Origin of the sequence: Skermanella mucosa, from assembly GCF_016765655.2 — a bacterium.
GTDB lineage: Bacteria > Pseudomonadota > Alphaproteobacteria > Azospirillales > Azospirillaceae > Skermanella > Skermanella mucosa.
In genome coordinates, this window is the sequence record NZ_CP086106.1 from 5651492 (window position 1) to 5672809 (window position 21318).

Sequence of the window (21318 nt, forward strand, 5' to 3'; positions counted from 1 at the left end):
GGCCGACCGGCGAGGCCCCGACCTCCCGGCGATGCCGCGCCGGCAATGTTGCGAAGGGAAGCGAAATGGCCGACATCGTCGAGGCGGGGCGCGCCCTGCTGTTCATGCGTCATGGGGAAACCGAGTTCAACCGGCGCAAGGTGCGCTGCGGCGGCGACGTCGACATCCCGCTGACCGCGCTGGGCGAGGCCCAGGCCCGCGCGGCCGGCGAGTTGCTGCGGGAGTCAGCCGATTCGATCGACGCCATCGTCGCGAGCCCGCTCCGGCGGACCCGCCGCACCGCCGAGATCGTCCGCGAGGTCGCGGGCATCGCCTGCCCGATCACCTTCCACGAGGGGCTGGTCGAGCGCCGGCTGGGCGACTGGAACGGACTGGATATCGCAGCCACCCAGCCGCTGCTCGACGCCGGGGAGGATCCGCCCGGCGGCGAGGCCGAGCCGGACTTCCGGAACCGGGTCGCCGGCGCCCTCGCGGACATCCTGGCGCGCCGGAACAACCTGCCGCTGCTGGTCGGCAGCAAGGGAGTGGCGCGCGTTCTTTCCCTCCTGCTTGCGGCGGATCAGCGCGGGCCGGCGGGAAATGCCGAGGTGCTCCGGTTCGACCTGCCCGCGGGGGCATGGCCGCCGGTCCCGGCTCCTTGAGGAGACCGCGGAAAGCCGCCGGTCCCGGCGGCGCGACCCGTGCCGGTGCGGATGGTCGCATCACGGAACATTAACATTCATGATATTAAAATTTCGGTGGCAATTTCAGGTTTATGCTCTTTGCGGTACGCTCCAGGCGGTCGGGACGCGCAAGGCGAGCAAGAGGATTTACGGTATGCTGAGCTTTTACAACCGCAGCCTGATGATCAGGGTTATCGTGCCGATCATCATCCTGCTGACGGCCATCGCGCTCGGCACCACGGTCGGCGTCGCCTACATGAACATGACCAAGGCGCAGAACGCCCTGTCCGAACGCGCCCAGATGGTCACCAAGGTGCTGGTCGGCGGTGCCGGCGAAGCGGTCTGGAACATGGATGCCGGCGCGGGCGAGGCGACCCTGGCGGCCCTCGAATCGGACCCCGACTACCTGGGCAGCACCATCTCCGACAAGGACGGCCGGGTCTTCGTCAGCCACGGCGCCGCCGCGACCGACGATGACGGCGCCATCGTCCGGCGGGCCGACATCGTGCGCGGCAGCGGCTCACGCGAGGAGACGATCGGCTCGGTCGAGGTCCGCCTGTCCCCCCGGCGGATCTACGACGACATCCGCGACCAGACGATCACCATCGCGGGCGTCTGCGCCGCGGCGCTCCTGCTGGTCTGCGGCGTGCTGGTGCTGATCGTCCGCGGCCTGACCCTGCCGATCGTGGACATGACCTCGGTCATGACGACGCTGGCGTCCGGCCGCACCGAGGTCGAGGTGCCGGTGACCCACCGCAAGGACGAGCTGGGCCGCATGGCCGCCGCCGTCGTGACCTTCCGCGAGAACGCGATCGAGAAGGCGCGGCTGGAAGCCGAGCAGATCCGCCTGCGCGCGGAGGCGGAGGTCCAGCGCCGCCAGGCGCTCGCCTCGGTCGCCGAGAGCTTCGACGCCGACGTCGGCCAGCTCCTGGCAACCGTCAACCGGACCGCCGGGGAGATGAGCCACGCCGTCGGCGACGTCGCGGCCAGCGCCGGGGACAATGCCAACCTCACCCAGGAAGCCGCCTCGGCCACGACCGAGGTCACCTCCAACGTCGAGACGGTCGCGGCCGCCGTCGAGCAGCTCGCCGCCTCGATCTCCGAGATATCCACCCAGGCCCATGCGTCCCACAACGTCTCGGGCAGCGCCAACGAGCGAGTCACCGGCACCGTGGAGCGCATGAGGAAGCTGGTGGACGACGCCAACCGCATCGGCGACGTGCTGACCCTGATCTCCAGCATCGCGGGCCAGACCAACCTGCTGGCGCTGAACGCCACGATCGAGGCCGCGCGGGCCGGCGAGGCCGGCAAGGGTTTCGCCGTCGTCGCGACCGAGGTGAAGAACCTGGCGGGCCAGACCGCCAAGGCGACGGACGAGATCTCGCGGCTGGTCGGGGCGATCCAGGCCTCGACCGGCGACGCCGCCCGGGAGATCGACGGCATCGCCGGCGTGATCGTTAGCATCAGCGAGATCAGCGCCTCGATCGCCGGCGCGGTCGAACAGCAGAACGCCGCGACGGAGGAGATCAGCCGCGCCGTCCAGCAGGCGGCGGGCGGCACCCAGCGGCTCCGAAGCAACATGGAAGGGGTGGCCCAGTCGGCCCAGCGCAACGGCCAGGCGGCCCACCGGCTTCATGAAGGAATCCGCAGCCTGGAGGACAGCTTCAACGCGGTCCAGGTCCAGATCGACCGTTTCGTCGACCGCCTGACAACGGGATAACGGGCCAACGGGGGACGACCGGCCCGCGGGAACGCCCGGCCAAGGGGGTGGCCGGGCGCTGAAGCTCCGCTGCGGGAGCCCGGATGCGGCAGGGGAAACCGGTGGCCGGGCGACTGCCTCCAGGGGAAGAGGCCTCACTTCGTCCAGCAAGGTGGCGGAGCGGCCGCCGGAAACCAATGCGTTAAACGCATATCTGCCATGCGTGAAAATCCGAACCCGCCCCTGCGACATGGTAGCGGTTGCAACCCGCGCGCAAGGTGCGTTACCAGGGCATCATCATTCTCTTATTTTAGCGATATGCGATAAACCATACCGGAAGGCTTTTCATCCGACCGACGCGGGGACCGGACCGGCACCCCGCTCCGCGCATCGGCGCCTCGACGCGCCGGGAGCCACATCGAGGGAGCAAACTTGCCTGACACCGCGAGACCACAAGTCCTGAAGCGTCCGCGCGCCCGGGATACCCGCCAGCCGAAGCTTGCCCTCGGCCTGCTGCCCGATCTGGTCGGCTACAATCTGCGCAAGGCCCAGATCGCCGTGTTCCAGAACTTCCAGAGCGCGGTGGCTCCCCACGACATCACGCCGGGGCAGTTCGGCGTCCTGATCCTGATCTGCGAGAACCAGGGCCTCAGCCAGTCCGAACTGGGCACCGCGGTCGGCATCGACCGATCGACCATGGTCGCCGTGATCGACCGCCTGGAAAGCCGCGGCTGGGTCGTGCGCGCGCCCTCGCCCAACGACCGCCGGTCCTACGCGCTGGAACTCAGCGCCGAGGGCGCCGCCCTGGTGGAGGAGCTGATCCCGCGGGTCCGTGCCCACGAGCGCGCCATGGTCAAGGACCTGAGCAAGGCGGAGCAGTCCGTCCTGATCGACCTGCTGACCCGGATCGCCCGGACCGGCTGACATCAGGCCCGCGGACGATCCGCCCTCCGGGCGCGATCCGCGCAAGCCGCGCCGAAGGCCCGGAACAGGGCCGTGCTGTCCGGGCATTCCCAGAAGCGCCATTCCGGGTGCCACTGGACCGCCAGCGCGAAGGCGGCGGCCCCGGTCACGCTGACCGCCTCGATGATCCCGTCGGGCGCCACGGCCTCGATGCTCAGCCCGTCGGCGAGGCGGTCGATCGCCTGGGCGTGGATCGAGTTGACGCGGATTTCCCCGGTCCCCGCCCCGTTGCCCAAGATGCCCGCCAACACCCCTCCCGGCGTCAGGCGCACCGGATGGACCTTGGCGTACTGCTCCTCCACCGGCCGGGTATCGTCGGCGCGATGGTCGAGGCGGCCCGGCAGTTCCTGGACCCGCTGGTGCAGGGTGCCGCCCAGCGCGACGTTCAGTTCCTGGATGCCGCGGCAGATCGCCAGCACCGGCACCGAAGCCGCGATCGCCGCGCGGATCAGCGGAAGGGTCGTGGCGTCCCGTTCCGGGTCGTGCAGGGTGCCGGCGGCGCTGGCCGGCCCGCCGTACCGCGCCGGCTCGACGTTCGACGGGCTGCCGGTGACCAGCAAGCCGTCGAGCCGGGCCACCAGACCCTCCGGGTCGAGCGAGCCGCCCAGCGCCGGGATCACCATCGGCAGAGCCCCCGCGCCGTCGGAGACCGCGCGAATGTATTTGTCCCCCGCGATATGGAACGGGTGGTGCCCCATGAAGCGGACGCAAGCGGGAATGCCGACGAGCGGAAGGGGCTTGGAAGCCGCGGACATGGGCGGATCACTCCGGGAAAAACGACTCGGGAAGGGCACAAGGGGGGACCAATTGGCGAACATGGCCCAAAACGGGAACCAAAACAGAATGACCGGCCTGTCCGTTCGCCCTTGGACCGGTCACGCCTAGGCCTGCATCCTCAGCAGGTCGCGGGTCATGTCGTCGGTCGCGCGGACCACCGACAGGTTGGCGGAGTAGGCGCGCGAGCCCAGGATCTGCTGGCCGAACTCCGCGCCGACATCGACGTTGGGCACGCCGACCATGCCCTTGGCGTCGGCGTCCGGCGACGACGGGTCGTATTCGGCGACCACCGGCGTGGACAGCGGCTTCACTCCGCCCCGGACGCCGGCCCCCTGCCCGTCCGGACCGCGGACGTCGCCCTGGGTGGCCGCGACCGGAACGTAGGGCGGCCGCCCCCCGTCCGCCGGTCCGGACGGCCCCGCGTCCGGAAGCCTGCCGGTGGTCCGCGCGTTGGCGATGTTCGACGCGCTCGCGTCGATCCGCCGGGTTTCGACCGCCGCGCCCGAAAGCGCGATTCCCATGATGCCGCTCATCGCCGCCGCCTTTTGCAACCATCCACACGATAATCCCGAACGGTCGCCCGGGGCAAGGTCCGGATGGGCGCGGCTCAGGCGCGCGGCAGGCGCACCGTGAAGACGGCCCCGCGGACCTCGTCCCGCCCGTCGCGGCGGTTGCGCGCGAAGATCTCGCCGCCGTGGGCGTCGACGATCTGCTTGGAGATGCTGAGCCCCAGGCCGGAATGGGTGCCGAACTTCTCGCCCACCGGCCGCTCGGTGTAGAAGCGGTCGAAGATCGCGTCCAGCTTCCCTTCCGGGATGCCGGGACCGTCGTCCTCCACCGTGACCTCGACCCGCTCGCCCTCCGGGGTTCCCCGGGCCACGGCCGCCCGGACCGTCACGGTTCCGCCCGGCGGCGAGAAGGAGACGGCGTTGGCGATCACGTTCTGGAACACCTGCACCAGCCGGCCTTCCAGCCCGGGCACCGTCAGGTCTCCCGCCGGCGGCAGTTCCAGCACGACCCGGGGGGCGTGGCGCTCGGCCGCCGTGGTCTGGTGGATGTCCGCGAGCATGCGCAGCATGCGGCCTATGTCCACCGGCTCCGCCTCGGCCCGGCTCAGCTCGGCGTCCAGCCGGGACGCGTTGGAGATGTCGCTGATCAGCCGGTCCATGCGCTGGATGTCGTCCTCGATGATCGACATCAGCCGGCGCTGCTGGTCCGGATCGCGCACCCGCGCCACCGTCTCGACCGCGCTGCGCAGGCTGGTCAGCGGGTTCTTGATCTCGTGGGCGACGTCTGCGGCGAAGCTCTCGATCGCGTCCATCCGCTGCCACAGGGCCGCCGTCATGTCGCGGAGCGCGCCCGACAGGTCGCCGATCTCGTCGCCGCGCCAGCTGAAGTCGGGGATCTCGTGGTGCCTTCCATGGCCGCGCCGGACATGGTCGGCCGCCACCGCCAGCTTGCGGATCGGCCGGGCGATGGTCCCGGCGAGATAGAAGGACAGCAGCACCGTGACCGCCAGCGCCACCGCGAAGACCTTGAGGATGTCGAGGCGGACCGAGCGGATCGCAGCGTCGATCTGGGCGCCGCCCCGCGACAGCATGACCGCGCCCAGCACCTGCTTGAAGCGCTGCACGGGCACCGCGACGGTCAGCATCATGCCGTGGTCGTGGGTGGTCCAGACGCTGGCGCTCACGTCGCCGGCCAGCGCCCTGACGACGTCCGCGTACTTGTCGGCGACCTGGACCGGCCCCTCGCGGAACACCGGGAACTTGTCGCGCGACGGCAGCGCGTTGACGATGCCGTCGTACAGGTCGATGGCGAAGCGGGCGACCGGGCCGCCCTGGACCGGCGGCGGCAGCTCCTCGATCTGCACGACGCCGCCCGGACCGATCAGCACGCGGCTGTCCGCGACCAGCGTGCCCGACGGGTCGAACAGCCGGGTCCTGGTGTCGGTCGTCTCGACCAGCCGGCGGACCATCTGGCGGGCCAGCTCGTAAGACAGCTCGTTGGACTCGTCGCCGCCCCGGGTGACCGCCGCCTCGCCGATGGCGCCGGCGAAGATCCGGGCCTCGGTGCGCAACGCCTCCAGCTCGCTCTCGATCAGCCGGTCCTGGTAGCGGCCGAGATAGAGCAGCCCGCCCACCAGGATGGCGAGCGCCAGCACGTTGACCGCCAGGATGCGCAGGGTCAGCGGGGACAGCGTCCGCCGGTACCGGCGCGGCTGCGCCCGGTCGGCTCCGTCGCGCCGGCGGGCTTCCGCCGGGTCCGCCCGGGAAGGAACGCCGGAACGCTTCCCGGCCGGCTCCCGCGCGCCCACCCGGGAAGCCACGCCGTCGTCAGGCATCGCGGTACCGGTAACCGACGCCGTACAGGGTCTCGATCTGGCCGAAATCGCCGTCGATCGACTTGAACTTCTTGCGCAGCCGCTTGATGTGGCTGTCGATCGTGCGGTCGTCCACATAGATGTGCTCGCCATAGGCAGCGTCCATCAGCTGGTCGCGGCTCTTGACGTGCCCCGGCCGCGCGGCCAGCGCCTTGACCAGCAGGAATTCGGTGACCGTCAGCTCGATCGGCTGTCCCTTCCACATGCAGGCATGGCGCGCCGGGTCGAGCACGAGATCGCCGCGCACGATCACCGCGCTGGGCTCGCCGCCCGCCGACTTGTCCCGGCGCATCTGCTCCCGGCGCAGCAGCGCCCGGATGCGCTCGATCAGCAGGCGCTGGCTGAACGGCTTCTTGATGTAGTCGTCGGCGCCCATGCGCAGGCCCAGCACCTCGTCGACCTCGTCGTCCTTGGAGGTCAGGAAGATGACCGGCAGCCCGCTGACCTGGCGCAGGCGCGACAGCAGCTCCATCCCGTCCATGCGGGGCATCTTGATGTCGAGCACGGCAAGGTCGACCGGCTTCGCGGTCAGGCCCCGCAGGGCCTCGTCGCCGTCCGTATATGTCCGGACCTCGAAGCCCTCGGCCTCCAGCGCGATCGACACCGACGTCAGGATATTGCGGTCGTCGTCAACCAGCGCGATAGTTTGCGGCAACGTCAGTCTCCTCTGCGCCTCGAAGTGGAGCATCCGTCGGGATGCGGAAAATCCCTCTTCCGCGCCGGCACTCTGGTTTGCCAATATGGCACCATTGCGGCGCAAAAAAGGGCTGGTTCACCCCATCGACAGGGTTGGGCCGGCCCCATACAAGGCGGGTGGCTTCGATGAACAACGGCACCGGACCGGGCGCGGCCCCGGACCCCGCCCCCAATCCCGGAACCGGTACCAATCCGGACCCCATCGCCACGGCCCGCAGGGTGATGCGCGCGGCCGACCGCGCCGCCCTGTCCACCGCCCAGCGCGACGCGGCCGGCTGGCCCTACCCGTCGCTGGTGCTCACGGCGCTCGACCACGACGCCTCTCCCCTGCTCCTCCTCTCAGATCTGGCGGACCACACCGCGAACATCAAGATGGACCCGCGCGTCGGGCTGCTGTTCGACGGAACGGCCGGCCTGGACGAGCCGCTGGCCGGCTCCCGGGTGTCGGTGCTGGGCCGGGCCGAACGGAGCGACGACCCGCGTCATCGTGTCCGTTTCCTGGCGCGACATGAAAGCGCATCCTTGTACGCCGGATTCGGAGATTTCGCGATCTACCGGGTCGCGGTCGAGCGCGCCCATCTCGTGGCCGGGTTCGGCCGGATCCGATGGATCCCGGGCGATGACCTGCTTTTTCGTCTCCCAGATATCGAGACACTGGCTTTGCGGGAGGCGGATATCGTAGAGCATATGAACGAGGACCACGCCGACGCGGTCGAGCTGTACGCGACCGCGCTGCTGGGCCGGGAAGGCGGCGGCTGGAAGCTGACCGGCATCGATCCCGACGGATGCGACCTGCGCCTGGGGGGCCGGACGGCCCGGATGGATTTCGGCCGCCCCGTGTTCAATGCGGAGAGTGTCCGGAAGGAACTCGTGGATCTGGTCCGGCAGGCACGCCGGACTCGAGGGGAAACTCAGGCCTGACGACCTAAGGCCGACTGTAATCCGGCAAACCGGACAGAAAATACGTGGAGAGAATGACCGTGAAGCAATTCGGACCGACCATCAGCAGCAACGGCCTTGACTATCTGGGCCTGTCCGGCCTCAAGGCGGCGCACTGGAACTACAGCGCGGCCGGGCTCTATGAACAGGCGCTGGTGAGAGGCGAGGCGACGCTCGCCAAGGGTGGACCGCTGGTGGCGATCACCGGTCAGCACACGGGCCGTTCGCCCAACGACAAGTTCATCGTGCAGGAAGACTCGACCAGCGGCGACATCTGGTGGGGCAACGTCAACAAGCCGATCACCGAGGAGCAGTTCGACCGGCTCCACGGCCGGGTCGCAGCCTATCTGCAGGGCCGCGAGGTGTTCGTCCAGGACCTCTACGCCGGCGCCGACCCGGAATACCGCCTGCCGGTCCGCATCGTCACCCAGCACGCCTGGCACAACCTGTTCGCCCGGAACATGTTCATCCGCCCCTCGGCGGAGGACCGGATGCATTTCGCGCCGGAGTTCACCGTGCTCCAGGTGCCCGACTTCAAGGCCGTGCCGGAGCGTGACGGCACCCGGTCCGACGTCTTCATCCTGTGCAACTTCGCGAAGCGCCTGATCCTGGTCGGCGGCACCTCCTATGCCGGCGAGATCAAGAAGGGCATCTTCAGCGTCATGAACTACCTGCTGCCGGCCCGCGGCGTGCTGCCGATGCACTGCTCGGCCAACATCGGTCCGAAGGGCGACACGGCGGTGTTCTTCGGCCTGTCCGGCACCGGCAAGACGACCCTGTCGGCCGACGGCAGCCGCACCCTGATCGGCGACGACGAGCACGGCTGGTCCGAGACCTCGATCTTCAACTTCGAGGGCGGCTGCTACGCCAAGGTGATCCGCCTGAGCGCCCAGGCCGAGCCGGAGATCTACGCCACCACCAGCCGCTTCGGCACGATCCTGGAGAACGTGGTGATGGACCCGGAGACCCGGGTGCTCGACCTGGACGACGGCCGCTACACCGAGAACACCCGCGCCTCCTACCCGCTCGACTTCATCCCCAACGTCAGCGAGACGGGCATCGGCGGCATCCCGCAGAACATCGTGATGCTGACCGCCGACGCCTTCGGCGTGCTGCCCCCGATCAGCAAGCTGACGCCGGACCAGGCCATGTACCATTTCCTGTCCGGCTACACCGCGCGCGTCGCCGGGACGGAAAAAGGCGTGACCGAGCCGCAGGCCACCTTCTCGACCTGCTTCGGCGCCCCCTTCATGCCGCGCCACCCCGCGGTGTACGCCAAGCTGCTGGGCGACAAGATCGCCAAGCACGGCTCCAACGTCTGGCTGGTGAACACCGGCTGGTCGGGCGGCGCGTACGGTACGGGCAAGCGCATGTCGATCGGCCACACCCGCTCGCTGATCCGGGCGGCGCTGGAAGGCAACCTGGCCGACGCGCCGCACCGCCCCGACCCCAACTTCGGCCTGTTCATTCCCGAAGCCTGCCCGGACGTGCCGGCCGACGTGCTTCAACCGAAGAACACCTGGAGCGACAAGCGCGCGTACGACGAGACCGCCCACGAAGTCGCCAAGCGCTTCGAGGCGAACTTCAAGCAGTTCGCCGACGAGGTCGAGCCGGGTGTGCGCGACGCCGCGATCAAGACGGCGGCGTAAGGCTGGCTGAACCGTAGGGGAGCAAGGCCAGGGAGCTACGGTTCCCTGGCCTTTTCCGTTCGATCCGCATGACCTTGATCGTTATCGATACCAAGGTCTTCGTGGCCGGATTGCGCTCGGCCGGCGGAGCCGCTCGCGAAGTCCTGCGGAGATCGCTTCAAGGGCACTATCATGTGATCGCGCCGGCCGAATGCCTGGAGCTTTTGCCATGAGCACGCTGACGATCCGATTGACCAACGATATCGCCGAACGGCTGGAGGCGCTTGCCCGCAGCCGTGGACTCAGCGTGAACGGCCTGATCGAGGAGATGAGCGTCCAGGCGCTGGCGGCATGGGACGCGGAACGCCGTTTCGGATCGATGGCGGCCAAAGGAGATATCGCGCAGGCTCTTTCGATCCTGGAGCGGCTCGATCGTCAATCCGCCGAATAGGGGATAGCCACCCCCGGAACAATTGCATCCCACACGTGTTCATGAAGCAGCGCAGACAATTCGAAAGGTTGCTTCATGTTTTCCCTGACCGGTTCAGGTCTTCGACGTGCCGCCCTCGGTGCTTTCCTGGTCCTGGGCGTCCCCATGCTCGCGGCCTGCGACAACGAAGGCCCGGCGGAGCGTGCAGGCGAGTCGTTCGACAACAGCGTCAGCAACGCCGCAAAGCAGACCGGCGAAGCGATGGAGAATGTCGGCAACGCCATCCAGGACAAGAGCCAGGAAGTGCGCCGGGACATGAACGACGACAAGCCCAACTGACCGGGCGAAAACGCCCGGCCCTACCCCGGAAAACGTGAAAGCCCGCCGAACGGCGGGCTTTCTTGCGTTGCGGCCTGGGAGCTGATCTCCCCAGGCCCTGTCCGGTCAACGCGTCATTTGGGAGCCAGGACCATGATCATCTGGCGACCTTCCAGCTTGGGCATCTGCTCGACCTTGGCCATTTCCTGGAGATCGTCGCGCACCTTGACCAGCACGTTCATGCCAAGGTCCTGGTGAGCCATCTCGCGGCCGCGGAAGCGCATGGTGACCTTCACCTTGTCGCCTTCCTCAAGGAACCTACGGGCGCTGCGCATCTTGACGTCATAGTCGTTGTCATCGATGTTAGGACGCATCTTGATTTCCTTAACCTCGATGATCTTCTGCTTCTTGCGCGCCTCGTTGGCCCGTTTCTGCGCCTCGTACTTGAACTTGCCATAGTCGAGGATCTTGCACACCGGCGGATCCGCATTCGGGGAGACCTCGACGAGGTCAAGCCCTGCTTCCTCCGCGGCGATCAGCGCGTCGCGGATCGAAACGACTCCGACCATTTCGCCGGCGGCATCCACCAGGCGGACGGAGCGGACATTGATTTCCCGATTGACCCGCGGCCCATCACGGGACGGTGTGGAGTCGGCATTTGGTCTGGCTATGGAATAGTCTCCCTCGTTGGAACCGGCGCCTGGAGTTTCAATCATGTCCCGGGCGGGGGTTCATAACCCGCCCGGGACCCAGGCGACCGGAATTGTAGTCATCCCAGGCCGCGAACGACCTGACCTGGATCACTCCAGGATTAGAATGGTGATTCCGGCGCGAGATTGCCAAGGGGCGACCTCGCTTCGGCCACAATTGTATTGACAGCGGCGTCGAGAGCAAGAACTTCCTGATCCTTGCCGCCCAGACGGCGCAATGCCACGGTCCGCTCCTCGGCCTCGCGCTTGCCCACCACCACCATCAGCGGCACCTTGGCGAGGCTGTGTTCGCGGACCTTGAAGTTGATCTTCTCGTTCCGGGTGTCAAGCTCGACCCTGACCCCGGCCCGCCGAAGCCCGTTCGCCACCTCGGCGGCATAACCGTCCGCCTCGTTGGTGATGGTCGCGACGACCGCCTGGAGCGGGGCCAGCCAGAGCGGGAACTTGCCGGCGTAGTGCTCGATCAGCATGCCGATGAAGCGCTCCATCGAGCCCAGGATGGCCCGGTGGAGCATGACCGGCCGGTGCCGCTGGCCGTCCTCGCCGACATATTCCGCGTCCAGCCGCTCCGGCAGGACGAAGTCGACCTGCAGGGTGCCGCATTGCCAGTCGCGGCCGATCGCGTCGCGCAGCACGAACTCCAGCTTCGGGCCGTAGAAGGCGCCCTCGCCGGGGTTCATGGTATAGGGCAGACCCGCGGCCTCGATCGCCTCGCGCAGCGCCGCCTCGGCCCGGTCCCACACCTCGTCGGTGCCGGCGCGGGTCTCCGGGCGGTCCGAGAACTTCACCGACACGTCGGTGAAGCCCAGGTCCTTGTAGACGCTCAGCAACAGGTCGCAGAACGCGATGCTCTCCGACGTGATCTGCTCCGGCGTGCAGAAGATGTGCGCGTCGTCCTGGGTGAAGGCGCGCACCCGCATGATGCCGTGCAGGCTGCCCGACGGCTCGTTGCGGTGGCACGAGCCGAACTCGGCCATGCGGAGCGGCAGGTCGCGGTAGCTGGTGATCCCCTGCTTGTAGATCTGGACGTGGGCCGGGCAGTTCATCGGCTTCAGCGCCAGCACCTTCTCGTCGTCGGCGTTGGCGGTGAACATCGCCTCCCGGAACTTCTCCCAGTGGCCCGAGGCCACCCAGAGCGCCCGGTCGATCAGCTGCGGCGTCTTGACCTCGACATAGCCGGACCGCTGCAGCCGCGCGCGGACATAGTTCTCCAGCGTGCGCCACAGGGTATAGCCCTTGTCGTGCCAGAAGACGCTGCCGACCGCCTCCTCCTGGAGGTGGAACAGGTCCATCTCCCGGCCGAGCCGCCGGTGGTCGCGCTTCTCCGCCTCCTCCAGCTGGTGCAGGTGGGCCTTCAGCTCCTTCTCGTCGCGCCAGGCCGTGCCGTAGATGCGCTGAAGCATCTCGTTGCGGTGGTCGCCGCGCCAGTAGGCGCCCGCCACCTTCATCAGCTTGAAGCCCTGGCCGAGCCGGCCGGTGGACGGCATGTGCGGCCCGCGGCACAGGTCCAGCCACTCGCCCTGGCGGTAGACCGTGATGGTCTCCGTCTCCGGCAGGTCGCGGATGATCTCCGCCTTGTACTTCTCGCCCCGCTCCTCGAAGAAGCGGATCGCCTCGTCCCGGTCCCACGCCTCGCAGGTGAAGGGAGCGTCGCGCGCGACGATCTCGCGCATCTTCGCCTCGATCTTCTCCAGGTCGTCGGGCGTGAAGGGCTCCGCCCGCGCGAAGTCGTAATAGAAGCCGTTGGCGATCGCCGGGCCGATGGTGACCTGCGTGCCGGGATACAGCGCCTGGACGGCTTCCGCCATCACGTGGGCGGCATCGTGCCGGATCAGGCCGAGGACGTCCGGATGGTCGCGGGTGACGATCTCGACGGCGGCGTCCGAGCTGATGCGGGTAGTGAGGTCGCGGATCGTGCCGTCGACCTTGACGGCAAGCGCGTCCTTGGCCAGCCGCTTGCCGATGGATTCGGCAATCTGCCGGCCCGTCACCGGGGCATCGTAGTCGCGCACGCTGCCGTCCGGCAGGGTGACGGCGACTTTCTGGATCTGTTCAGCCGTCTGCATCGTCAAAAAACAATCATCCCAAGGAAGAAGCCGCACTCTATGCGCATTGCCGGTCGAGTCAAGCTTGGCGCGGCCCGCCGGAACCCGCGCCCGGCCCCGCGCCCGCCGCCGCCCCGCCCGTCGCCCCGCCCGTCGCCGCCCGTTCGGCCATCAGCTCGCCATAGACCGCCAGCGTGTCGCGGCACATGCGGTCCCGGGTGAAGCGGCTGTTTACATAGGCCATGGCGCGCTCGCCCAGCACGGCCCTCTGGTCCGCGTCCAGGGCCAGCGCCTCGCCCAGCGCCTCCGCCAGGGCATCGGCGTCGTTGGGCGGAACCACCCAGGCGGTCTCTCCGGCGACCACGGTCTCGCGCACGGCGCCGTGGTTGGTCACGATCACCGGCCGGCCCATGGCCTGGGCCTCGACGATGACCCGGCCGAAGGCTTCCGGATCGCTCGACGCGGAGACCACCACGTCGGCCAGCATGTAGGCGGCCGCCATGTCGTTGCAATGGTCCACCAGCCGGACGACGCCTTCCAGCCCCAGGCGGCGGACCTGCTCCTCCAGCTCCTGGCGGTAGCCGGCGCGTCCCTGGTCGGAGCCGACCATCAGGCAGCACACGTCCTTGCGGCCCAGCCGGGCGAGCGCGTCGATCAAAACGGTCTGGCCCTTCCACCGGGTCAGGCGGCCCGGCAGCATGATCACCTGATGGCCGTCGGGCAGCCGCCACGCGCGGGCCAGCTGGATCACCCGCTCGGGGCTGACCCGGTCGGGCGCGAAGCTGTTGGAGTCGATCCCGCGGTGGATCACCCGGATGCGGTCCGGATCGATCCGGTAGTTGGCCAGGATATGGTCGCGGATGAACTCCGAGATGGCGATCACCCGGTCGCCCCGCGCCATCACCGAATTGTAGAACAGCTTCGACTTGCCCGAGAAATTGTAGGGGGCATGGAAGGTCGTCATGAACGGCACGCCGGTCCGCCGCGCCGCGCCATAGGCGCTCCAGGCTGGCGCCCGGCTGCGCGCGTGGACGATATCGACCTTGTGCTCGCGGATGAGCCGGCTGAGCCGGTCGACGTTGCGCCACAGGGTCAGCGGGTTCTTGCTGTCGAGCGGCAGCGTGAAATGGGGGATCCGCCAGCGCTCCAGCTCACGCGCCATGGGGCCGCCGGACGACGCGACCAGAGGCGTGCCGCCGGCCTGGTGCAACGCCGCCGCCACGTCGATCGCGCCGCGTTCCGCGCCGCCGGTGACGAGCGCCGGCAGCACCTGGAGGACGACGGGCCGGCCCGGCGCCCGGCCCGACTGGTCCCGCCCGGCCTCTTCCGGTCTGGCCTCCTCCCGCCTGGAGTTGTCGTGCGGCCCGGCCGTGGTAGTGTTGTATGCCCCGCTCATGGAATCTTTCGATATGACCGATCTGAACGCTTCGCCCGAAAATACCCTGGCGCATGAAGGCGCCACCATAGCCTATCGCCGCACCGAAGGAAGCACTCCCGGCGTCATCTTCATGGGAGGATTCAAATCGGACATGACGGGCACCAAGGCGGTCGCCCTGGAAAGCCTCTGCCGCAGCCGCGGCACGGCGTTCTTGCGGTTCGACTACCAGGGCCACGGAGCGTCGAGCGGCCGGTTCGAGGAAGGCTCGATCGGCCAGTGGTCGCGCGACGCGCTGGCCGTGTTCGACCGGCTGACGGAGGGGCCGCAGGTCGTCGTCGGCTCCTCCATGGGCGGCTGGATGATGCTGCTGACGGCGCTCGCCCGGCCGGAGCGCGTCGCCGGTCTTGTCGGCATCGCCGCGGCGCCGGATTTCACCGAGGACCTGATCTGGTCCACCCTGGACGAGACCGACCGCGCCATGCTGATGGAGACCGGCGCCTTGCTGAAGCCGTCCGACTACGGCGATCCCTACCTCTATACCCGCCGCCTGATCGAGGACGGCCGGGACCACCTGCTTCTGCGTGGGACGATCCCGCTGGCCTGCCCGGTGCGCCTGCTCCACGGCATGCGCGACGCCGACGTGCCCTGGCGCACCAGCCAGCGCATCGCGGAGCGGCTGGCCGGCGACGACGTAAGGATCACCCTGGTGAAGGACGGCGACCACCGCCTGTCCCGCGACCAGGACATCGCGCTGTTGTGCCGCACCGTCGGCGAACTGCTCGACGGGCTCAGGACCTCCTGATCGACCCCAGCGCCAGCAGCGCCAACCCCGGCACCGCCAGCACCAGCGCCGCCGGCCACAGCAGGACGGTCAGCAGCACGGGATCCCACAGCTCCGGCACCAGGTAGCGCTGCACCACCGCCTGCATCAGGTTCAGGCTGCCGGGATTCAGCCGGTACCACAGCTCGCCCGCGGCGGAAAGATGCAGGCCGCCGCCGGCCGCCGCCATCTGGCTCCATTGCCACAGGTCCCAGCCCAACGCCGCGAGCCCCGCCAACAGCAAGACCCCTCCGATCACTCTCAGGACGACCACTCGTTCCTCACCGCTGATTGACATCGTGCCGGAACATGCGCCGCCACCCCGGGAGGCGCAACCGGCCCCTTCTTCACTTTCCCGGGAGCCGATGTGAACGAAGTACTTGAATCCGCCCCCGCCGTTGAGTATTTTCCGCGGCCTTGACGGAGGGGTGGCCGAGTGGTTGAAGGCGCACGCCTGGAAAGTGTGTATACCAGAAATGGTATCGCGGGTTCGAATCCCGCTCCCTCCGCCATTGTTCAGAAGCTCGCCACATTACGTTACGGTTCGCCGACTTACGCGGAAAACGACCGCAGTGGCGCGCCGTCGTTCATCCGGTCGACAAGCCTCCAATCTCACGGTGCAGGCCAGCGGTAATCGGTGCCGTGCTGGCGAGGCGGATCGCGCGTCCGATCATTTTCCAGCGATGACATGCGCCACGCATTGCGATGTGTGTTATTGATCATTCTGAAGACAAGATCAGTGGTGGGATACGGTCATGGCCCGCACGACGACGATGACGGTTCGCCTCAGTGGCGCGCTCAGCGACTTCGTAGCCGCCAATGTCGGCGAGAACGGGTCATACGAGAACGTCAGCGAATACATCCGGGATCTGATCCGACGCGACAAGGAGCGGGCGGAACGGGAAGCTCTCGCCAGGCTGAAGGCCGATCTCACCCAGGCCTACGCTGCCCCGGAATCCTCCTACCAATCGCTTGCAGCGGCGGACATCATCGCGCGCAACAAGACCTGAGGCCAAATGGCCGCCGTCCGCATCCAGGAGGCGGCCTCGCACCGCCTCGACGAAATCTATCGCTACACCCGTGACCGATGAGGGAGCGAACAGGCGGATCGCTACATAACGGGTTTGTTCGAAGCCTTCGGGAAGATCGAGACCCATGGCGTGGCATCAAGGCCCGTACCGGCGGAGTTCGGCGTCGAAGGCTACTTCTTCCGTTACGAGCGGCATTTCGTCTATTGGCGGAGGCTCAGCAATGGTGACATCGGCATCGTGACGATCCTGCACGAGCGGATGCATCAGACCGATCGCTTCCGGGAAGACTTCGACCCCTGAAGCGAAGCATGGAAAAATCCTGAGAGGGAAGTAACTGCTCAACCCCAGTGGTTTTGGGGGGATATCTGGGAAAGGTTTCCGCGTACAGGAGATCGTCGCGACGAGTTGAACCGACGAGGGTTTGCGCGATTGATGCAGGCATGACGCGGCCACCGGACTTGAGCACTCTGAGCGAAGCCGAGAAGGATTGCCTGATCCTGAATTTATGGCCGCTTGCCGGGCGTGTTCAGGAGTTGAAGTATCTGATCGCGGTTCTGCAAGCACGCATCGCGGCGCTTGAGACGCAGTTGCGCGAGCCGCCGAGGAATGTGTTCAGTATTCAGTTCATCCGCAAAGTCAAAGGCCGAGAGCGTTTCTCAGAAGATCGTTGGCCCGCGTCTGCCAGCCCGGTCCATCTTGTCTGAGCCGCTCGACAACATCCGCATCGAGGCGCAGGTTCGTGGCGACCTTCGGTCTGTCCTTGACAGGCGGGCGACCGCGCCGGGCTTTTGCGAACTTCTCCCGCCATTCCGGTGTGGAAAGGTCAGGCGCATCGTCCGGATCACTCCAGGTCGGGTCCGTAGAGTTCCTGCTCCCGTTCATTGGCTTTCCTCATGCCGATGAACAGGGGCTCGCCATAATCCTTCCGATCATCGGCAACCGTCAGGGTCGGACTGTCGAAGACCCCCCCCGGCATCGGCCATATCAAGTCCCCGTTCGGCAAGGGTCACGGCGCGCGTGTCCGGATCGAACTCGATCTTCATCCGAATAATGTATCTACGCCAATCGGGAGGGTCAATGACATCAACCGCGCCGGAGACTCTCCCGCCACCGGCTTCCGCAACGCTGCACTCCGGCACCCGACGGACCATGTCGGAACAGGTATCGCCGATCCCGCGGACGCTCCTACCAGGTCACCAAGTCAGGGCCTGCACCTGCCTGATGACGTCGATGTCGTCCAGCTTCCGGTCGCTCTGCGCCTGGCTGAAGATAAGCAGAAGCTGGTTGAGCTTGCTCGCCAGGGGGCCGGTGGTCGGGCGCGGGAAGGTCATGCCGGGGATGGCGTCGGACAGCCTTTGCCGGATCTCGCGGATCTCCACGACCGCCTTGTCGTCCAGCCCGCCCTGGGCGGGGGCCGTCAGGCTCGCCGCCCGGATCAGCAGTTCCGCCACTTCCCTGTCGTTCATCGGCCGGTGGCAGGGAGCGGGAGGGAGGTCTGCGGTGGCCGCTTCCGACTGCGTGGCTTCCTGCGGCGAGAGGAACTGGAGTAGAGGGCCGAGATGGGCCATGAGAATATCGGCCGAATTGACAATAACTCCGGACCGCCCGTTGACCGACTGAAGTTTCGCGGCATGCTTCTCGATCAGGATACGCGCTTTCGCCATCGAGCACGCAGCAACGGGTTTCGTGATGTCTGTCACGACATAGACCGGAATATGCCTGATCGAAGAAAAGCCCACGGTGACGCCCTCTTGTGTTGCGCCCCTACTGTGACAAGGAACTTTTTACGAGAGATTAAAGACAACTTGGACAGGGATGGACGGCGATGGAGGGGAGACGGGCTGTCGGCACCCGTCCTTGTCCACCGCCGTCATCCGCGGCCCGGAAAGAACAAGACGCGCAGTCAGCCCAGCCGCACGTTGGCGTGCAGACCGGGCGGAAGCGCCATGGGCAGTTCGACCCAGGCGACCGGCCCGTCGGCGATGCGGCCGGCGTCGAACAGATGCAGGAAGCTGTGGCCGGACAGGGCGTCGATGCCCGTGCCCACCACATGCCGGCCATCCGCGCCCGCCGGGACATGCTCCTCCAGCAGCACCCGCTCCGGCGCGGTCCAGCGCGCGGTGACGCCGGTCTCGCGATCGACCGCCAGGACGGTGTCGAACCATCCGGCCCGCCGGCCGGCATCGGCATGCATCAGCACGCTTCCCCCCGTCCCGCCTTCCGTGCCCGCCCAGCGCGGGAACTCGACGCCGGCCTCCGCGATCCGCGGCTCCAGCCGCGCCGGGCCGGCGGCCGGCCAGACCAGGCGCTCGAACCGCGACTCGAAGCGGCGCGGCAAGGCGCCGTCCATGACGGCCGCCAGATCCTCGGTCACGACCATCGGGTCGGGGTAGGTGACGATATCGCCCGATACCGTGCCGTCCCCGTCCTCCCGGGCGTCGCCCAGATGGAAGACGAAGCGGGCGGGTACCGCCGTCTCGCGCACGACCCGCAGATCGGCCTTGTCCACCAGAAGCAGCCGCAGCCCCTGCTCCGGTCGCCACGCCAGCGACTTCAGGAACGCGGTGCGGCCGACCCTGTCCCGATCGACGACCAGGGGCGGCATGACGAACAGCAGGTGCCGCGCTGTCACGGCGAAGTCATGCATCAGCCCGGCATAGCCGACATCCAGCACCCGGCAGCGCCGCAGGGAACCGTCGGGAGCGATCTCCCACACCACCAGCCGCCCGTCATAGCCGAGCCCGAAGTTCCACAAGGTACCGGAGGCGTCGGCATGGGGATGGCCGGAGAACGGCAGGCCCGCCGTCTCCGGGCTCCAGGCCACCGGGCCCAGCGTCTCCAGCGTGCCGGGGTCCAGGCGATAGGCGGACCCCGCCTCCCACAGCGCCAGCAGCGAGCCGGCGAAGGGCAGGGCGTTGATGTTCGCCGGGTTCATGTCGTCGGCGCCGCTGCCCGGCGCGACGTCGGGGGGCAGCGATCCGAACCCGGGAACCAGCCGCCGCCCGGCGGCCTGTTCGCGCCCCAGCTTGGCGGTCCGGACCAGCCGGGTGCGCAGCCGGGCGCCCCCGGGCGTGACGGTCCAGGCCTGGACCATGCCGTCGCCGTCGAACCAGTGGCGGTAGCGGTAGCCGCCCAGGGTATGGAGCCCCGGCCCGTTTCGATAGAAGGTCAGCGCCAGACCGGCCGGCCAGCGCCCGCGCACTTCCAGCCCGTCCAGGTCGAAATCGCCGGCCGGCGCCGACCAGGCCGAGCGCCGGAAGTCCGGCGGCACCGCCAAGGCAGGTGCTGGAAGACAGGGCAGCAGGGCCGAGGCCGCGGCGGCGGCCAGAAACCCGCGACGGGTCTGCATCATGGCAGGCTCCCTCAGCGCAGGGTGACGGAGGTGCTGGCCGGCACCGCCGACAGCGTCACGGCCGTCTCGGCGAAGCCGGGCCGCGACAGCCGGACCGGCGCGTCGTTGCCGAAGCCGAAGGGTTCGGTCGGGATGCCCAGCAGGTTGGTGCCCAGCTTCCCGTCCCCGTCCAGGTCGTGATAGACCGCGATCCCGTAGCGCCCTTCCGGCAGGCCGACGAAGACGGCCTTGACCTCCCGCCCGGACTCTCCCGCCCCGCCGGCGGCGGGAAGCATGCATCCCGCCGACTGCCGGCGCGCGTCATACCCGGCCTCGTCGGCGTACAGCGCGACCATAATGTGCCCTTGCCCGTCACGGACATTGCGGATGGTGATCTCGATATCGGCGGCGCGGGCGGCGGGCGCCGCGCCGATGGCGAAGGCACCGAGCAGCACGGCCAGGGGCAGGGCGGCCAGGGGCAGGTTGGCTGGGCGGGTGGAAAGCGGCATGGCTTGTTTTCCTCGGTTGCGGTTCGATCCGCTTCCTTCTTGACACGAGTATGGGAAGGGGGAACATCGCGCGTTCGCAGCCCGCCGGGAGTTCTTCGTGACCAGCCGTACGCCCACCCCCACGCCGCGCCGGCTGCAGGACGTACAGCCGCACCGGCGGCTGGCGCTTCGCGGATCGCAGGTGCTCGCCTCGACGGTGCTGCTCACCCTGCTCGGGCCGTTCGGCACCTATACCGACCTCGACGCAGGGACCCGGTTCATCTATTGGGGCTTGGCGATGCTGGCCGGCTTCGTCCTGGTCGAGGACATGATCTTCCGCGCCCTGCAGGTCGCGTCGGTCCGGAATTTCCCCTGGCCCGCGTCCCTGGCCGGCGGGATCCTGGTCGCGGCGGTTCCCATGACGGCGGTCGTGCTGGCCCTGGAGGCGGGATTCCGCCAGCCCTTCGCGACCGATCCCGGATCGCTGGCGACGCTGTACGCCTATGTGCTGTCGATCACCGTCCTGGTCGGCGGGGTGCCGATCTTCCTGGAACTGCACCGGCACGGCCTGCTGGCGCCGGTCCAGCCGGTGGAGGCACCCGCCGCCGTGTCCGCCCCGGCGGCGGCGGAACCGGCGCGGCTGCTCGACCGTCTGCCGGCGGCCCGGCGCGGCGCGCTGCTGGCGCTCAGCATGGAAGACCATTATGTCCGGGTCTTCACCGATGCCGGCGACTGCCTTCTGCTGCTGCGCCTGTCCGATGCCATGGTGGAGACCGGCGGCACGCCGGGGCTCCGCATCCACCGCTCCCACTGGGTCGCGACCGCCGCCGTCACCCGCCTGGAACGCCTTCCGGACGGCCGGTTGCGCCTCCACCTCGTCAACGGACTGGTCCTCCCGGTCAGCCGCAGCTACGCAAAGGCGGTCCGGGAAGCGGGGTTCCCGTGAGGTCGGGGGGCATTCCGGCCGATTCCGCCGTGACCGCGGCAAAAAGCCCTTGACCTTCCCGCGACTGGAAGCCC

At 68.2% G+C, this 21318-nt stretch carries 25 protein-coding genes and 1 tRNA gene; 13 read left to right on the top strand and 13 right to left on the bottom strand.

Annotated elements, in window-relative coordinates; genetic code table 11:
* The first annotated feature begins 65 nt into the window (after window positions 1-65).
* The 3 genes from JL100_RS26235 to JL100_RS26245 all read left to right on the top strand — a co-directional run bounded on the left by JL100_RS26235 (window position 66) and on the right by JL100_RS26245 (window position 3285).
* The gene (locus JL100_RS26235) at window positions 66-641 is read left to right on the top strand and encodes a histidine phosphatase family protein (protein ID WP_202684026.1); all 576 of its coding nucleotides are present in this window, start codon (window positions 66-68) and stop codon (window positions 639-641) included.
* 175 nt (window positions 642-816) lie between these two features.
* On the top strand, window positions 817-2382 hold the full coding sequence (locus JL100_RS26240) for a methyl-accepting chemotaxis protein (RefSeq protein WP_202684025.1): 1566 nt from the start codon (window positions 817-819) through the stop codon (window positions 2380-2382).
* Window positions 2383-2793: 411 nt separating this feature from the next.
* Window positions 2794-3285: a MarR family winged helix-turn-helix transcriptional regulator gene (locus JL100_RS26245; RefSeq protein ID WP_202684024.1), complete on the top strand. Its 492-nt coding sequence runs from the start codon at window positions 2794-2796 to the stop codon at window positions 3283-3285.
* A gap of 2 nt (window positions 3286-3287) precedes the next feature.
* Here JL100_RS26245 and JL100_RS26250 read toward each other — a convergent pair whose 3' ends face one another.
* The 4 genes from JL100_RS26250 to JL100_RS26265 all read right to left on the bottom strand — a co-directional run bounded on the left by JL100_RS26250 (window position 3288) and on the right by JL100_RS26265 (window position 7139).
* Window positions 3288-4079, bottom strand: a complete 792-nt coding sequence (locus JL100_RS26250) for a gamma-glutamyl-gamma-aminobutyrate hydrolase family protein (RefSeq protein ID WP_202684023.1) — start codon at window positions 4077-4079, stop codon at window positions 3288-3290.
* A 126-nt stretch (window positions 4080-4205) separates the two neighbouring features.
* Window positions 4206-4622, bottom strand: a complete 417-nt coding sequence (locus JL100_RS26255; RefSeq protein WP_202684022.1) for a flagellar basal body rod protein FlgC — start codon at window positions 4620-4622, stop codon at window positions 4206-4208.
* Window positions 4623-4708: 86 nt separating this feature from the next.
* Window positions 4709-6445 (bottom strand): stimulus-sensing domain-containing protein, encoded by a 1737-nt coding sequence (locus JL100_RS26260; protein ID WP_202684021.1) that lies wholly within the window; start codon window positions 6443-6445, stop codon window positions 4709-4711.
* Window positions 6438-7139: a response regulator transcription factor gene (locus tag JL100_RS26265; RefSeq protein ID WP_228420918.1), complete on the bottom strand. Its 702-nt coding sequence runs from the start codon at window positions 7137-7139 to the stop codon at window positions 6438-6440. The genes JL100_RS26260 and JL100_RS26265 overlap by 8 nt, the downstream gene beginning before the upstream one ends.
* A 167-nt stretch (window positions 7140-7306) precedes the next feature.
* Here JL100_RS26265 and JL100_RS26270 point away from each other — a divergent pair, with 167 nt between their 5' ends.
* The 4 genes from JL100_RS26270 (at window position 7307) to JL100_RS26285 (ending at window position 10516) form a co-directional block, all read left to right on the top strand.
* Window positions 7307-8101 carry a HugZ family pyridoxamine 5'-phosphate oxidase gene (locus JL100_RS26270; RefSeq protein WP_202684019.1) on the top strand — a complete coding sequence of 265 codons (795 nt, stop codon included), beginning with the start codon at window positions 7307-7309 and terminating at the stop codon, window positions 8099-8101.
* Between the two features lie 53 nt (window positions 8102-8154).
* Complete coding sequence (locus JL100_RS26275) at window positions 8155-9768, top strand: phosphoenolpyruvate carboxykinase (RefSeq protein ID WP_202684018.1); 1614 nt, start codon at window positions 8155-8157, stop codon at window positions 9766-9768.
* A 208-nt stretch (window positions 9769-9976) separates the two neighbouring features.
* A complete protein-coding gene (locus tag JL100_RS26280) occupies window positions 9977-10198 on the top strand; it encodes a ribbon-helix-helix domain-containing protein (RefSeq protein WP_202684017.1) in 222 nt (73 codons plus the stop codon).
* Between the two features lie 75 nt (window positions 10199-10273).
* A complete protein-coding gene (locus JL100_RS26285; RefSeq protein WP_202684016.1) occupies window positions 10274-10516 on the top strand; it encodes a hypothetical protein in 243 nt (80 codons plus the stop codon).
* A 113-nt stretch (window positions 10517-10629) separates the two neighbouring features.
* Here the strand turns inward: JL100_RS26285 and infC are convergent, their stop codons facing one another.
* The 3 genes from infC to JL100_RS26300 form a co-directional block, all read right to left on the bottom strand.
* The gene (gene infC / locus JL100_RS26290; protein ID WP_407696909.1) at window positions 10630-11082 is read right to left on the bottom strand and encodes a translation initiation factor IF-3; all 453 of its coding nucleotides are present in this window, start codon (window positions 11080-11082) and stop codon (window positions 10630-10632) included.
* 224 nt (window positions 11083-11306) lie between these two features.
* Window positions 11307-13271 carry a threonine--tRNA ligase gene (gene thrS, locus JL100_RS26295; protein ID WP_202684069.1) on the bottom strand — a complete coding sequence of 655 codons (1965 nt, stop codon included), beginning with the start codon at window positions 13269-13271 and terminating at the stop codon, window positions 11307-11309.
* Between the two features lie 58 nt (window positions 13272-13329).
* Complete coding sequence (locus JL100_RS26300; protein ID WP_202684014.1) at window positions 13330-14646, bottom strand: glycosyltransferase family 4 protein; 1317 nt, start codon at window positions 14644-14646, stop codon at window positions 13330-13332.
* Window positions 14647-14659: 13 nt separating this feature from the next.
* Between JL100_RS26300 and JL100_RS26305 the strand changes: the two genes are divergently transcribed.
* Window positions 14660-15430 (top strand): alpha/beta hydrolase, encoded by a 771-nt coding sequence (locus tag JL100_RS26305; RefSeq protein WP_202684013.1) that lies wholly within the window; start codon window positions 14660-14662, stop codon window positions 15428-15430.
* On the opposite strand, the gene JL100_RS26310 is transcribed toward JL100_RS26305, so the two are convergent.
* Complete coding sequence (locus JL100_RS26310; protein ID WP_228420919.1) at window positions 15417-15692, bottom strand: hypothetical protein; 276 nt, start codon at window positions 15690-15692, stop codon at window positions 15417-15419. The two genes, JL100_RS26305 and JL100_RS26310, sit on opposite strands and share 14 nt — an antisense overlap.
* Before the next feature lie 178 nt (window positions 15693-15870).
* On the opposite strand from JL100_RS26310, the gene JL100_RS26315 reads away from it, so the two are divergent.
* The 4 genes from JL100_RS26315 (at window position 15871) to JL100_RS26330 (ending at window position 17183) form a co-directional block, all read left to right on the top strand.
* A tRNA-Ser gene (locus JL100_RS26315) sits at window positions 15871-15960 on the top strand.
* 243 nt (window positions 15961-16203) lie between these two features.
* Window positions 16204-16458, top strand: coding sequence for a ribbon-helix-helix domain-containing protein (locus tag JL100_RS26320; RefSeq protein ID WP_202684071.1), 255 nt, complete (start codon window positions 16204-16206; stop codon window positions 16456-16458).
* A 150-nt stretch (window positions 16459-16608) separates the two neighbouring features.
* Window positions 16609-16779 (top strand): hypothetical protein, encoded by a 171-nt coding sequence (locus JL100_RS26325; RefSeq protein ID WP_228420920.1) that lies wholly within the window; start codon window positions 16609-16611, stop codon window positions 16777-16779.
* A gap of 158 nt (window positions 16780-16937) precedes the next feature.
* Entirely contained in the window at window positions 16938-17183 is a 246-nt protein-coding gene (locus tag JL100_RS26330) for a hypothetical protein (protein ID WP_202684070.1), read from the top strand.
* Here the strand turns inward: JL100_RS26330 and JL100_RS26335 are convergent.
* The 5 genes from JL100_RS26335 to JL100_RS26350 form a co-directional block, all read right to left on the bottom strand.
* Window positions 17116-17361, bottom strand: a complete 246-nt coding sequence (locus JL100_RS26335; protein ID WP_202684010.1) for a BrnA antitoxin family protein — start codon at window positions 17359-17361, stop codon at window positions 17116-17118. The two genes, JL100_RS26330 and JL100_RS26335, sit on opposite strands and share 68 nt — an antisense overlap.
* Window positions 17321-17455: a BrnT family toxin gene (locus tag JL100_RS36580; RefSeq protein WP_267133627.1), complete on the bottom strand. Its 135-nt coding sequence runs from the start codon at window positions 17453-17455 to the stop codon at window positions 17321-17323. The genes JL100_RS26335 and JL100_RS36580 overlap by 41 nt, the downstream gene beginning before the upstream one ends.
* Window positions 17456-17672: 217 nt before the next feature.
* A complete protein-coding gene (locus JL100_RS26340) occupies window positions 17673-18143 on the bottom strand; it encodes a hypothetical protein (protein ID WP_202684009.1) in 471 nt (156 codons plus the stop codon).
* Window positions 18144-18382: 239 nt separating this feature from the next.
* Window positions 18383-19831, bottom strand: coding sequence for a carotenoid oxygenase family protein (locus JL100_RS26345; RefSeq protein ID WP_202684008.1), 1449 nt, complete (start codon window positions 19829-19831; stop codon window positions 18383-18385).
* 11 nt (window positions 19832-19842) lie between these two features.
* Window positions 19843-20319, bottom strand: a complete 477-nt coding sequence (locus JL100_RS26350) for a DUF2141 domain-containing protein (RefSeq protein WP_202684007.1) — start codon at window positions 20317-20319, stop codon at window positions 19843-19845.
* A gap of 97 nt (window positions 20320-20416) precedes the next feature.
* Between JL100_RS26350 and JL100_RS26355 the strand changes: the two genes are divergently transcribed.
* Window positions 20417-21244 (top strand): LytTR family DNA-binding domain-containing protein, encoded by an 828-nt coding sequence (locus tag JL100_RS26355; RefSeq protein WP_202684006.1) that lies wholly within the window; start codon window positions 20417-20419, stop codon window positions 21242-21244.
* Window positions 21245-21318: the final 74 nt, after the last annotated feature.